Source organism: Sporosarcina sp. (assembly GCF_029257255.1).
GTDB lineage: Bacteria > Bacillota > Bacilli > Bacillales_A > Planococcaceae > Sporosarcina.
Window position 1 is genome coordinate 1 of record NZ_JARICI010000005.1, and the last position, 12,778, is coordinate 12,778.

A 12,778-nucleotide genomic window follows, 5' to 3' on the forward strand; every position below is an offset into this window, starting at 1 on the left:
GACGACACTGCAGAAGTTCCAGCTGAGGACGAAGAAGTAGCAGAAGACGCGACTAATAGCGACGACACTGCAGAAGTTCCAGCTGAGGATGAAGAAGTAGTAGAAGACGCAACTGATAGCGACGACACTACAGATGCTGCGGAGACTGATGAAGCTAATCAAACAACAGTTTGGGACAAGTTAGTCGGTTATTACCAGCAAGTCGTTACGGCTTATGATTCTTTATTTAGTTCATTAAAAAAATAAAATACGTATAGTTATAACCCTTGGTCTCCCAAAAAGGAGCCCAAGGGTTTTCTGTTACTAATTTATGAACTCACCTCTATTTCATCCATAAAAAGAGCCAATTCAATTGCGTGTAAACGCGTTTTGTCCCTTCCGTCGTTATCTTTAGTAGAAGTACTATTTGAAAGGTATTTGAGAGTATTGAAGAAAATTGGTTTCGTCCTTTTCGTCATTCTGACTGTTGCTGGGTTGATTGTGGTGACTGGCATGGATAGGGGAACGAAAGTGAAATCGAAAGTGGAAATGAAAGTACAGAGTCAGTCAAAGACGGAGACAAAGGAATGACGTTATATTATTTTAAAAAAGACACTGAAGGAAAGAGGAACTGTACAGGTGACTGCCTTGCAAACTGGCCGCTTGTAAAAGATAGTGATTATGAAATACCAGATGGTTATGATAAGGCCGACTTCGGTAGTATCTTTCAATGCTTTTTTGACACTTTCAATTTGACACTAATAGTAGGGAAAAAATAAAAAGCACGCTCTTGTCAAATTGACAAAGAGCGTGCCATGGAGGAGAAGCCAGAACGGGTATTGCTCGTAGGGGTTTATTGCCATAGACATGGTTGGTTATGGGTCATAGGTCAATGTGTAACTGGTAACGAGTTATTGGTTTTTTCAAAAGTTAAGGTTTCTGTTTCTCGCTCCATGCTCCGAAAAGGAGTCTCACCTTCTCGGAGATTAGAAATATTCCGATCCATTGAAGTCCAACGTAATAGTATAGTTTTTCGTATTGATCCGATTGGAAAGCTGGTGAGCAGACTTTTCTGCTTGCTGGGCTTTCTGGCGGTATGCTTCGGGATCAAACAATGCGACACGGTATACGGTTGTTGACTCCGAGTAACCGTATTGGATTTCTTCTTTATTGGCTAATGAAAGTTCTTTATAAAAGTTGGCTTTTGCCCGTAGTTGAATGGCCAGCTCGATTGCTTCAACCAATGGAAGCTCTTGTCCTTCAAAATCTACGGTATGCGTGCTGTTTGCAATATAGATAAGTAAATCGAGCTTGCGCTGATCCATTCTAGCTTGCTCAATTTCTTTTTCTACGTCTTCTAGAGAGCGGGAGACTGGAGGCGGAACGGTGCCTTTTTCTACTGTTACAAATGCTACTCTGTGAGCTTCTGATTCCAGCTCACGTATTTGTTTTGAAAGAATACTTTTTAATTTGACGCCTTCTGCTAAAGTAATGGTCATGATTACACCTCTTTCTTTATTGTAAAAGCTGGCCGTTCAGCTGTCAGAATAGCGGAAGAGAAATCTCCTCCATTTATGCTGGTGAACATTTTCCCGCAGGCATTGGTTAATTGGAAAGCTTCTCCGGCGTTTAATGAAGGACGAATAAACAGTAACTGCAGGATGTTTTCTGATTCCTCTGTGACAGCTGTACGGATAGAGTCTGTATGAGGGCTACCAAAAGCACTGTAATCGTCACTTAAGAGTAATTGGCTGGGGAAAGTATTGAATTGGCTGTTGAGACCTTCGTAGCCATCCTCAGCCGTTCCTATTGACAGTTTAATATTTCCAGTTATTTTGTCTGCGTCGTAAATAGAAGCTGGAATCTCATATTGCAGGGAAAAGAATACATTTAAATCTTCTGCGCTGTGAAAGGAAGAGATATATTTGTGACTTTTTATTTGGTTCATCAAAATTTCTAAGGCTGAAGGTGTTACAGGGTGGGCAGCGCCTAGCTTCCTACAGATAGACTGCCATTCCTCCAGACCGGGAAAATCGGAAATATTCTTGTCCAGCAATTCGAAATAAAGTTGTTCCTGGAATAATTGCAGACGCCCTTTTAGCATCTGAGGTGATGCAGAGACGGTTGTTTTGTTATAATAGATCATGCCTAATTTGAAATCAGGAATTTTTGTAAATATAGAAGGATGGATAGTAAGTTGCATGAATATCACCTACATCTAATTTTTCTTTATCTTATCATAAGGGAGGCGGGGAATGGTGAATGTCGCTCAGTTGCAAGCAGAAATACGTGAATTTGCGGCGGCCATTGGAATCGACAAAATAGGTTTTACGACAGCAGCCCCGTTCGTAAAGTTGAAGGATCGACTGAAACAGCAGCAGCGTTTGAACTACCAATCCGGATTTGAAGAGCCGGATCTCGATAAACGTACCAATCCTTTGCTGTTGCTGGATCAGGCAGAGAGCATCATATCTATAGCGGTGGCTTATCCTTCAAAGATGAAAGATAGTCCCCGCGGTAAAAAAGGAGAACGGCGTGGGATGTTCTGCCGTGCTTCCTGGGGCGAAGACTATCATACAGTACTGCGGGACAAGCTGGCGCAGCTGGAACTTTTCATTCTGACGAAGGTGCCTGATGCAAGGCTTCGTTCCATGGTGGATACGGGAGAGCTTGTTGACCGGGCAGTTGCAGAGAGAGCAGGCATCGGATGGTCGGCAAAGAACTGTGCAATCATTACACCGGAATTCGGTTCATACGTCTACCTTGGAGAGATGATTACGAATATCCCGTTTGCACCCGATGAGCCGATGGAGGACCAGTGTCTGGATTGTACGCTATGTTTGGATGCCTGTCCGACGGGCGCACTCATTCAGGGTGGACAATTAGATGCCAGGCGCTGCATTGCGTTTCTAACCCAGACGAAACAAGCGGTGCCAGAAGAGTTCAGACAGAAAATCGGCAACCGTCTTTACGGCTGTGATACGTGCCAGACGATTTGTCCTAAAAACAAAGGAATGAATCATACCCATCAGCCAGGGTTTACACCGGATCCTGCCCTTGTTAAGCCTCTTTTGCTGCCGTTACTGTCTTTATCCAATCGACAGTTTAAAGAACAATACGGGCATATGTCAGGCTCCTGGCGAGGTAAGAATCCTATTCAACGCAATGCATTAATTGCTTTGGGGCATTTCAAAGATGAATCTGCAGTCCCAGAATTAGTGAGACTGCTGGCAGAGGATCCGCGTCCTATGATCAGGGGAACAGCTGCATGGGCGCTTGGCAGAATCGGGACAGCAGAAGCAGAAGTGGGGTTACATCAAGGATATATCGCAGAGCAGGAGGCAACGGTTAAAGAGGAAATCGACCGTGCTATTAAGCAGCTGCAAACTAATTGAAAGAAGGTACGAATTAAAATGACTATACATGTAGCTTTATTTGAACCGCAGATACCTGCGAATACAGGGAATATCGCGCGCACTTGCGCAGGAACCGACACGGCGCTCCATTTAATCCGGCCGTTAGGTTTTTCGACGGATGATAAAATGCTGAAACGCGCGGGACTGGATTATTGGCAGCACGTGGAAATTACGTACCATGATGGGATCGAGGAGTTTTTTGCTGCTTATCCAAAAGGTAAATTCTACTTCATTACGAAATTCGGCGAAACAAGTTACGATTCATTCGACTTTACGGATCAGGATGAAGATATATTCTTTGTGTTCGGCAAAGAAACGACAGGCCTACCGAAGGAAATCATTGCGGCAAATAAGGAAACTTGTCTGCGCATTCCGATGAATGATGAACATATTCGTTCGTTGAATTTGTCGAATACGGCTGCGATTTTAATTTATGAGGCATTAAGACAGCAAAAATTTACGCATTTAACATAAAAAAAGGGGACCGGCCATATGCCAGTCCCTTTTATTGTACTTATTTTTTTACTTGGCCTGGCTTGTCTTCGTATCCGCCTGTAAAAATAGCAGAGAGGAATGCGAAACAAACAGCTGCAATTAGTAATAGTCTCATTGTTTGTACCTCCTGTAAAATCAGTAGTCCTTCACACAGTATACCGTAAACGAATGGAAAATGAAATATCCTTCGCTTTAGTTTGTGACAGGTTGTTAACAAATCTTAGTGCGGCAGGAAAAATAGTTGATAAGCAAACAGAACTGCGAAAATATATAGCAATAGAGGAACCTGCTTCGCTTGGCCTTTTGTAATCTTCAGAAGCGGGTATGAAACGAAACCAAGTGCGATTCCTGTTGCAATACTTGAAGTAAGCGGCATCGTTAAGATAACCAGGAAAGCAGGGAATGATTCGTCAAATGAATCCCATTCGATATGCTTTACGGCACTGATCATGAGACTGCCTACGATAATTAACGCAGGAGCAGTGATCGCCGCTACACCTGACAGCGCGCTGACAACTGGGCTGAAGAATGCTGCAATAATGAACAGAACGGCTACAGTCAGCGTAGTGAGTCCTGTCCGGCCTCCTACGGCTACACCTGAAGAGGATTCAACGTAAGCAGATGTCGGGCTTGTACCGACCATAGCGCCGACAGAAGCGGCAAGTGAGTCGGCAAGAAGCGCATGACGTGCACGCGGCAAAGATTTGCCTTTCATCAGACCCGCTTGTTTTGCTACGCCGATCATCGTTCCTGTCGTATCGAACAAAGTCACGAGCAAGAATGCAAAGACCACTCCGTACAGACCGTGAGTGATGACATCACCCATTGCTTGAATTGGATTCCAGACTAAAATTCCTTCCGGCAGGTGCGGCATTTTCATAAAGCCTTCAAACTTTAGCTGCTTGGTAAAGAAAGCGACGATGGCAGTTGTGATCATGCCGATAAAAATCGCTCCGTAAACATTCAAGTTCATTAAAATGACGGTAACAATCAACCCAAAGAGTGTCAGCATTACGGCAGGAGATGTTAGATCACCTAGTTGAACAATATTGGACTCATGTGGTGCGACTAGTCCTGATAAACGCAATCCGATAAATGCGATAAATAATCCAATACCAGCAGTAATCCCGTATTTGAGATTCTCGGGGATGGATTCAATCAACTTTTCCCGGAATGAAGTCATGGACAGCAAGACGAAAATAAGTCCTGCAATAAATACAGCAGAGAAGGCTGTCAGATAATCCAACTGTCCATCAGAGCCGATAACAATTGAAGCAAAATATGCATTCAAGCCCATTCCTGGAGCAATTGCAATTGGATAGTTAGCGAATAAAGCCATCCAAACCGTACCAATAACAGTGGCGATGATAGTGGCTAGAAATACTTGGTCGAAAGGAACTCCAGCGTCCGATAGAATAATCGGGTTGACGATGACGATATAAACCATCGTCAGAAAAGTTGTGATACCTGCTAATAATTCAGTTTTAACAGTGGTATTATTCTTTTTTAATTGAAACAATCATATTCTCCCCTTAAATGACGAACGAATTAAAGACCAAAGACAATAATATTCGTTTTCACGAGAGAAATCAAGCCATTATATTGAAAAAGTTTATTCGTAAAAGTGAACGAAAAACTGTACAATTAGTCTAGTAGATTTTTTGAAGGAGGAAATGACATGCCAACTATATTTGAACATATGGTGTTATTGAGCAATGGTGTACAGATGCCACAGCTAGGTCTCGGCACATATAAAATGACAGACCCGGAAGAAACCGTGACAGCGGTGGAGAAAGCGGTTTCACAAGGCTATCGAGCAATTGATACAGCATCAATTTATCAGAATGAAAAAGAAGTGGGCGATGCGGTCAGGAATTGTGGCGTTCCACGCGAAGACCTGTTTATTACTTCAAAAGTGTGGAATGATGAACAGGGATATGATGAAACGCTTAGAGCCTTCGAGCGTTCATTGACAGCGCTGGACATGAGTTATTTGGATTTATATCTGACACATTGGCCGGTCAGTGGCAGTTATATCGATACATATCGTGCGATCGAGAGGCTGTATGATGAAAAGTTAATCAGAGCAACAGGTGTCTCCAATCATCATGAGTCTCACTTGATGGAGCTCTTTACTGTTGCCAACATTCGTCCAATGGTCAATCAGGTTGAACTTCATCCGATGCTGACGCAGGAACCGCTTCGTCAATTTTGCAGCGATCATCAAATTGCTGTGACATCCTGGAGTCCGCTGGCAAGAGGCACTTTGTTAGATGATCCGGTGTTGTCTGCGATTGCCGAAAGTCACGGAAAAACGGTGGCCCAAGTGATGATTAGATGGCATCTTCAGCACAATCTCATTGTCATTCCCAAATCAGTGACAGAGAGCCGTATTAAAGAAAATAGTGAAGTAAGCGATTTTCAGCTATCAGAAACAGAAATGACGCTGATTGATGCGATGAATAAAGATCAGCGAACAGGTACAGATCCGGATACATTTTGATAGTCTAGAGAAAATGGGGGAAGTAAAATGGGGTTATTTCGACGTAGAACAGAACAGACTGGAACGGTAGTAGAAGAGACAGCTGTTACGTCAGTCAGCTCAGCTGAGGATCAGCAGCAGGAGCGATATAAACAAGTGGAGAACGAATTAACGGCGGCTGTTACGCAGCACGAGAAAGTAAATGCACAGCACAATGTATTGGGCGAAGCAGTTTCAGAGATTGAGAGCAGTTTTAATATCATACAGAATCTTAGTGAACAGACTACAGAAGCTTCGATGAAACTACATGATAATGGTCGTTCGCTTGAGGAAAAATCTATTTACATGGTGAAGGAAGCGCAGGACGGTGCAGATGAAGTACGTAAAACTGCCGAAGTAATGAATGATTTAGGTAAGCATATGGAAATGTCGGAAGTAAGCATGACGCAATTAAGTGAACGTTCCGTAGAAATTCAGTCAATCGTAGGTGTGATAGAAAATATTGCTGCACAGACAAATTTACTGGCTCTGAATGCTTCCATTGAGGCTGCGCGTGCAGGAGAATATGGCAAGGGCTTCTCGGTAGTAGCGCAAGAAGTTAGGAATCTAGCAGAAAGCACTTCAGACAGTACGAAAAATATTCAGTCACTGACCAATGCATTGAAAGAGGAAATTCTGCAAGCATTGGAAGCAACAAAGAAAAGCTCAAAATTAATTGAGCAGGGTGTGGCGGTCAGCTTGCAGACGGCTTCGAAAATCGGTTCTATTCTGGAAACCGTGCAGGGAAGTCAGGCAGATATTTCTTCCATAGAAAAAATGATTGCTGAGCAGAATGAACTTTCCTCTAAAATGCAGCAAGAACTGAAGAAAGCAAATTCTCTATTTTCAGGAGCGCATGAATTGATTGTCGAACATATTGAAGACGCGAAAGAAGTAGATAAACGTTTAGAAAGCGGTATTCAGCAACTGTTAATAAAATAAATAAATCCCGCAGATCGGTAATCTGCGGGATTTATTTATTTATTCAGTTTCTAATACAATTTGTTCGGAAGTAATCGGATGTTCGAAAGCCACTTTTGACGCGACCAATTTATAAGGTCCTCTTGCAATTGTTTCGCTGCCGTAGAGTTGGTCACCGACAACCGGATGTCCCATATGCGAGAAGTGCACACGGATTTGGTGTGTGCGTCCAGTCTCCAGTTGCGCTTCCACTAAAGTACTGTTGGCAAGACGTTCCAATACTTTAAAATGCGTCACTGCAGACTGGCCGGAAGGGGATACTCTGCGGCGTGTCGCATGGTAGCGGTCCTTACCAATCGGCATATTAATAGTGCCGCGTGGTTTTCTCAGTTGGCCTTCTACTTCAGCAGTATAGAATCGGTCGATTTTATTCTGCTCAAGCATCCGGTCTAGCATTGTCTTGGAAATCGGGTGTTTGGCAATCAGCAGAATTCCTGCCGTGTGTTGATCGAGACGGTGGACGTGCTCTGCGTAAGTGCCGCCTTTAGAATCGATGTAACCCATCACTTCGTTCATCAGTGTGCCTGTGCCGGGCGAATGTTCAGGGTGAACAGAAACTCCGGCCGGTTTATTCACTGCCAACAAATGCTCATCTTCAAAGACGACACGCAGTGAATGAAATGGTTCCGGTTTATAGGACGACTGCGCATCTGAAAAAGCGAAAGTCAGCTCTGTACCTTCAGGCAATGGTTCTTTCCATTCAACAGGAAGGCCTTCAGAGTCCGTCACGCTTTTATCCATACGCATTTGGTGAACCGTCTTTTTGCCGCCCTGCCACTGTTCGCGGAGCAGCTGTTCCACTGTTTCACCGGGTTGTATCGTTGTGTAATGAAAACTTGTCATCTAGTCCGTCTCCTTAGTTCTTTTCAATTTCGTCGAAAAATGCTTTAATATTTTCATCGGGATGTCCGCCGCTCATTCTGAACTGTTCTTTGCCGTCTTTATAATGAACAAGAGTTGGCCATTGTTTGACGCCGTATTCAGCATTCAGCTGTTTACTGAATTCCAGCATATTGTATTGATAAATGTGAACCTTTTGATTGTCGGCGATCGGCATCAGTCTCGGCGTCATTTCCATACAGTGCGGACATTCCGGACTGAAATAATAAACAGTTGTTGGTTCACCGCTTTTTATTTGCTTGTCCAAAGCATCGGGAAGAATGATGTTTTGATAATTCTCGTTTTGTAATAAATCAATTGTCAGTTGGTCCAGCTTGTCAGTTCCATAAGGATTATCCGTTAATTTTGTTTCATTCGACTTGTTGTTTAACACGATGATCAAAATAAAGATCACCACAATAAATCCGCCAATGGCTAATAATTTTTTCAATTGGTGTCACTCCTTTGTTTGTTTCCACATTACGAGACTTGCCGCAAAAATGAAAGTAAATGCTATGAAAGCCATAAATGGAATCGTGATAAAGCCTAAATAATTTACAAATTGGCCAGTACAGGAACCCGTTCCACATGTGGGGGCACTCTCTTGCAGAAAGGTTAGCTTTTGAATTCCATAATGATAGAGGGAAATTCCGCCGCCTATCAATGAAAATGCAGCAGTCGTCATAGCAATACGGGCATTTTTTTGAATCAGTGCAATCAGCGCGATCAGTACGATCGGATACATGAATATACGCTGATACCAGCAGAGCGTGCATGGCTCATACCCTTTAATCTCTGAAAAATAGAGAGAGCCGAGAGTAGCGATTAATGCCAGTGTCCAAATGAATAGGAGCAGATTCTCTTGTTTTTTTGCCATATGTACTTCACTCCTTTCCTTTAACTCTGGCAATCATGACAAAAGCCTTCCCGGGTAGCAGGAAAGCTTCTCCATTATAACGCAGTGCTGTCTTCGTCTTCTGCGTTTTCTTCTTCAGGCAGCTGTTTTTTTGCTTCCAAATAAAGAATGTGATGGCCATCCACTTCTTTTACAGTAAATTCATAGCCTTGTTCAATAATCTTCTCACCTGGTATCGCTTCAAAACGCTGATCCATAAACCAGCCGCCGATTGTATCGATATCATCTTCCAAAATCTCGATGTCGAGTTCATGATTGACGTTTTCAATCAGCATTTTAGCGTCCAAGATATAATGGTCCGGACCTATTTTCTGTAGTTCGGGCAGTTCATCCAGATCGAATTCATCGCGGATTTCACCAACAATTTCCTCTAGAATATCTTCAATTGTTACAAGTCCCGATGTGCCGCCGTATTCATCCAGCAAAACGGCCATATGGATTCGCTCACGTTGAATTTTTAACAGTAAATCTCCAATAGGCATCGTCTCAATTACTCGGATGATCGGTTGCATATAGTTGACGACAGACTTGTCGCCGGTAGTTGGATCTTTAATATAAGCTGTTAACAGGTGTTTCATATTAATTAATCCGATGACGTGGTCTTTATCCCCGTCTATAATCGGATAGCGTGTATATTGCTCCACATCCATCAATTCAAACACGTCGGATAACGTCATGCTTTTGTCTACAGTCATCATTTCCGTACGGGGCAGCATGATTTCTTTTGCAAGCCGGTCGTCAAACTCGAAAATCCGGTTCACATATTTATATTCTGCTTGGTTAATTTCCCCGCTGCGCAAACTGTCTGACAGGATGATACGTAGTTCTTCTTCAGTATGTGCAACTTCTAACTCAGATATGGATTTGAAGCCAAGTAATCGCGTAACCAGACGGGCAGATCCGTTCATCCCTTTGATAATCGGATACATCAGTCGGTAGAAAATATTCAAAGGCACTGACAGGGCAAGCGATAATTCCTCCGCTTTATGTAGTGCAATGGTTTTCGGTGCAAGCTCTCCTACAACAACATGGAGATAAGTGACGATCGCCAGAGCAATACCGAATGAAAGAATTGTCTCTACATTCGTTTCAAGTGCAAGCTTGTCAAAGATCGGCGCCAGCATTAATTTAACTGTGGGTTCGCCAAGCATACCAAGGCCAAGCGCGGAAATAGTGATTCCGAGCTGACAGGCAGACAGATATTCATCTAGGTTATCAGCAATCTTTTTTGAAAGTACCGCTCGTTTGTTTCCTTCGACGATCAGCTGATCGAGACGGGAAGAACGGACTTTCACGATGGCAAATTCACACGCGACAAAGAAAGCGGTGAGTGCGATCAAGGCAGCAAAAGCTGCCAATCGTATGGGAATGTCCAAATAATAGCTCTATGCTTATTCCAAATGAGGAAAAAGTATAAAGCGTACACCTCCTGTAATGTAAAGTTAGTTATCTTTTATAATAATTTATTTATCGAGAAAACACAATTCCTGGTACTTATAAATATAGAAAATATGTGGATTGTGTATACATCATAAGAAGTTCAGTAGTTTGAATAAGATAATTTGGTAAGTAGTAGGATACCGTTACCCTGCGTTTCAGACGGACGCGGAGGGCCCGCGGTGAGCCGACTTTATAATACTTACTGAGAGCAGTCTAAGTATCACTATTTACTCTATTGGGATTGAAGCGTAAATCCCTTCTACAAACTAAGTGAAGTGAATCTTATTTGAACTCGAATTCAATGCTTCTAAAAAAACAAAAGAACCTCCTAAAAAGGAAGGTTCTGATGGTTATTCGCCGTAGCGAGGCTGGGTTTCTTTGAAGGCATTTTGTTCATTGGGGATACGGCTTACGTCTTCGAAAACATTTTCAGTTTTCTGGGACTGCTTACGCAGACGTTCTTTCTCCAGCTGCTGTTTGCCATCGGATTTCTCTTTGCCCATAACAGCACCTCCTCTAATACAAGGATGGCCGATTATGAGAGAAATCATTCATATACATGATAGGTCATCAAGTCGTGAACCATTTTCAAAACTTCGGTTTCATTCGGCGGTGTGCCGTTTGTCCAATTGACTGATCCGTCCTTATGGTAATCACCTGAGTACTGTTGGTTTTGATAGTAAAATGAAATGGTCCAGCCCGGAAGATCCGTTCCTTCAAACATTTTTTTGTGACTAAAATGCTGCAGCATATGTAGCATCTCCTTTTAATTTAGTGATATCCTGACCATTCTTTTCATAAAATGAGCAAAAGAGCGAAAGGATGAGTGTGTGTTTGTTACGCAATTACGAAACGCCATCGAAGACGAGTATAAATCGTACTTTTATTATAAGTCGATGTATCAGCTAACCAACGATCCGCTGTGGCAGGAGTTTATCCGTCATGCCTATGAAGATGAGAAGAGCCATTATGAAATGTTTCAGCAGCTTCATTATATGATGACAGGAAACTTCGTACCGAATCCGAAAAAAATGGCGCCGTGCACTAACTTAAAAGAATGTGCGAAAAATGCGCTGGTTGATGAATTGGAAGCTGTGGAAGTATATAAAGAAATGCTTTTAAAAGCGCCGTTTGATGCGGCACATGATCCACTTTTCATTGCCATGAATGATGAGATGGAGCATGCGATTCGAATGTCTACCATCTTTAATGGAACATAATGAATCAGAGGCCAAAATCATAGGTCTGTAAATACTTCGCACTTAGCAGCATGCGGGCGCCGTACCAGAACATTTCGCCGTCAATCAGCTGAATCGATGTATCCGGCAGCATTTCCTGGAATTGCAATTGCTGTTTTTCTTTGAACGGATACGGTTCTGAAGCTAATAAAACGAGATCTAGCTTAGCTTCTTTAAATTGTTCTTCCGTCAAAGCAGGGTAGCGGTCAGCCGATTCAGCAAACGGTGTGATGAACCCAATTCGCTGAAGAAGCGTATTGATGTACGTATCCTTGCCTGCCACCATATAGGGCTTTTTCCAAATCACATACGCAACACGTGCAGCAGGCAGTGCAGGCAGCTCTGCAAAAGCTTGTTTGATATCTGCAGCCAATGAATCGGCCTGCTGTTGACGGTCTGTCAGAGTACCCATGTCTGTAATCATCCGAAACGCATCATCGATTGTCTGGACTTCGGCTACATAGACTGGATAAAATTCTGAAAGTATCTCCACCATTTCACGCGTGTTTTCTTCTTTCTCCATAATAATTACATCTGGTTTGGCAGCGTGAATTTTCTCCAGATCCAAATCTTTTGTGCCAGCGACTGCAGGAATTTTCTTTGCAACCTCCGGATAGATGCAATACCTTGTCCGGCCAACAATTTCATCTTCCAGTCCGATTGCGAATAAAGTTTCTGTAATGCCGGGGCATAATGTAACGATCCGCTTTGGTGGAAACTCATACGTCAGTGTTCTTCCCAAATGATCGGTAACTTCTTTTTTCATGGATTTGTTGACCTCCTGAATTTTATAAGAAAGCTGAAATGACGCTACTTGCAACGTACCTGAATCAAACTAAATTGTAAAGTCAAAAATCCCCGCCTCGATTTTCTTTTCATTCAGCTGGTTTTTGTTATAATTGGACGAAGACCA

General features: G+C 42.8%; 18 protein-coding genes. 8 read left to right on the forward strand and 10 right to left on the reverse strand.

Annotated features, from left to right (window positions below):
• The 3 genes from Q1J64_RS01470 to Q1J64_RS01480 form a co-directional block, all read left to right on the forward strand.
• Positions 1-246 (forward strand): hypothetical protein (locus Q1J64_RS01470; RefSeq protein WP_301107324.1); only part of this gene is annotated, 246 nt, incomplete at its 5' end.
• Positions 247-426: 180 nt separating this feature from the next.
• On the forward strand, positions 427-570 hold the full coding sequence (locus Q1J64_RS01475; RefSeq protein ID WP_301107325.1) for a hypothetical protein: 144 nt from the start codon (positions 427-429) through the stop codon (positions 568-570).
• A complete protein-coding gene (locus Q1J64_RS01480) occupies positions 567-758 on the forward strand; it encodes a COG4315 family predicted lipoprotein (protein WP_301107326.1) in 192 nt (63 codons plus the stop codon). The genes Q1J64_RS01475 and Q1J64_RS01480 overlap by 4 nt, the downstream gene beginning before the upstream one ends.
• A gap of 207 nt (positions 759-965) precedes the next feature.
• Here Q1J64_RS01480 and Q1J64_RS01485 read toward each other — a convergent pair whose 3' ends face one another.
• The gene (locus Q1J64_RS01485; protein WP_301107327.1) at positions 966-1,478 is read right to left on the reverse strand and encodes a hypothetical protein; all 513 of its coding nucleotides are present in this window, start codon (positions 1,476-1,478) and stop codon (positions 966-968) included.
• A 2-nt stretch (positions 1,479-1,480) separates the two neighbouring features.
• Complete coding sequence (locus tag Q1J64_RS01490) at positions 1,481-2,182, reverse strand: B3/B4 domain-containing protein (RefSeq protein ID WP_301107361.1); 702 nt, start codon at positions 2,180-2,182, stop codon at positions 1,481-1,483.
• Positions 2,183-2,237: 55 nt separating this feature from the next.
• Between Q1J64_RS01490 and queG the strand changes: the two genes are divergently transcribed.
• Both queG and trmL read left to right on the forward strand, forming a co-directional pair.
• Positions 2,238-3,374, forward strand: a complete 1,137-nt coding sequence (gene queG, locus Q1J64_RS01495; RefSeq protein ID WP_301107362.1) for a tRNA epoxyqueuosine(34) reductase QueG — start codon at positions 2,238-2,240, stop codon at positions 3,372-3,374.
• A gap of 18 nt (positions 3,375-3,392) precedes the next feature.
• A complete protein-coding gene (gene trmL, locus Q1J64_RS01500; RefSeq protein ID WP_301107328.1) occupies positions 3,393-3,869 on the forward strand; it encodes a tRNA (uridine(34)/cytosine(34)/5-carboxymethylaminomethyluridine(34)-2'-O)-methyltransferase TrmL in 477 nt (158 codons plus the stop codon).
• 241 nt (positions 3,870-4,110) lie between these two features.
• Here trmL and Q1J64_RS01505 read toward each other — a convergent pair whose 3' ends face one another.
• The gene (locus Q1J64_RS01505) at positions 4,111-5,409 is read right to left on the reverse strand and encodes an NCS2 family permease (RefSeq protein WP_301107329.1); all 1,299 of its coding nucleotides are present in this window, start codon (positions 5,407-5,409) and stop codon (positions 4,111-4,113) included.
• Positions 5,410-5,568: 159 nt separating this feature from the next.
• On the opposite strand from Q1J64_RS01505, the gene Q1J64_RS01510 reads away from it, so the two are divergent.
• Positions 5,569-6,393 (forward strand): aldo/keto reductase, encoded by an 825-nt coding sequence (locus Q1J64_RS01510; RefSeq protein WP_301107330.1) that lies wholly within the window; start codon positions 5,569-5,571, stop codon positions 6,391-6,393.
• A 27-nt stretch (positions 6,394-6,420) separates the two neighbouring features.
• On the forward strand, positions 6,421-7,353 hold the full coding sequence (locus tag Q1J64_RS01515; RefSeq protein ID WP_301107331.1) for a methyl-accepting chemotaxis protein: 933 nt from the start codon (positions 6,421-6,423) through the stop codon (positions 7,351-7,353).
• Positions 7,354-7,392: 39 nt separating this feature from the next.
• Here the strand turns inward: Q1J64_RS01515 and Q1J64_RS01520 are convergent, their stop codons facing one another.
• From Q1J64_RS01520 to Q1J64_RS01545, 6 genes are all read right to left on the reverse strand, one after another.
• Positions 7,393-8,235: an RluA family pseudouridine synthase gene (locus Q1J64_RS01520; RefSeq protein WP_301107332.1), complete on the reverse strand. Its 843-nt coding sequence runs from the start codon at positions 8,233-8,235 to the stop codon at positions 7,393-7,395.
• Between the two features lie 13 nt (positions 8,236-8,248).
• Positions 8,249-8,722 (reverse strand): thioredoxin family protein, encoded by a 474-nt coding sequence (locus Q1J64_RS01525; RefSeq protein ID WP_301107333.1) that lies wholly within the window; start codon positions 8,720-8,722, stop codon positions 8,249-8,251.
• 6 nt (positions 8,723-8,728) lie between these two features.
• The gene (locus Q1J64_RS01530; RefSeq protein WP_301107334.1) at positions 8,729-9,148 is read right to left on the reverse strand and encodes a disulfide oxidoreductase; all 420 of its coding nucleotides are present in this window, start codon (positions 9,146-9,148) and stop codon (positions 8,729-8,731) included.
• Positions 9,149-9,222: 74 nt separating this feature from the next.
• Positions 9,223-10,563 (reverse strand): hemolysin family protein, encoded by a 1,341-nt coding sequence (locus Q1J64_RS01535; RefSeq protein WP_301107335.1) that lies wholly within the window; start codon positions 10,561-10,563, stop codon positions 9,223-9,225.
• A gap of 414 nt (positions 10,564-10,977) precedes the next feature.
• Positions 10,978-11,130 carry a hypothetical protein gene (locus Q1J64_RS01540; RefSeq protein ID WP_301107336.1) on the reverse strand — a complete coding sequence of 51 codons (153 nt, stop codon included), beginning with the start codon at positions 11,128-11,130 and terminating at the stop codon, positions 10,978-10,980.
• Positions 11,131-11,174: 44 nt separating this feature from the next.
• Positions 11,175-11,378: a YheE family protein gene (locus Q1J64_RS01545; protein ID WP_301107337.1), complete on the reverse strand. Its 204-nt coding sequence runs from the start codon at positions 11,376-11,378 to the stop codon at positions 11,175-11,177.
• 79 nt (positions 11,379-11,457) lie between these two features.
• Here Q1J64_RS01545 and Q1J64_RS01550 point away from each other — a divergent pair, with 79 nt between their 5' ends.
• Positions 11,458-11,847: a ferritin family protein gene (locus tag Q1J64_RS01550; RefSeq protein WP_301107338.1), complete on the forward strand. Its 390-nt coding sequence runs from the start codon at positions 11,458-11,460 to the stop codon at positions 11,845-11,847.
• 4 nt (positions 11,848-11,851) lie between these two features.
• Here the strand turns inward: Q1J64_RS01550 and Q1J64_RS01555 are convergent, their stop codons facing one another.
• On the reverse strand, positions 11,852-12,631 hold the full coding sequence (locus tag Q1J64_RS01555) for a helical backbone metal receptor (protein WP_301107339.1): 780 nt from the start codon (positions 12,629-12,631) through the stop codon (positions 11,852-11,854).
• Positions 12,632-12,778: the final 147 nt, after the last annotated feature.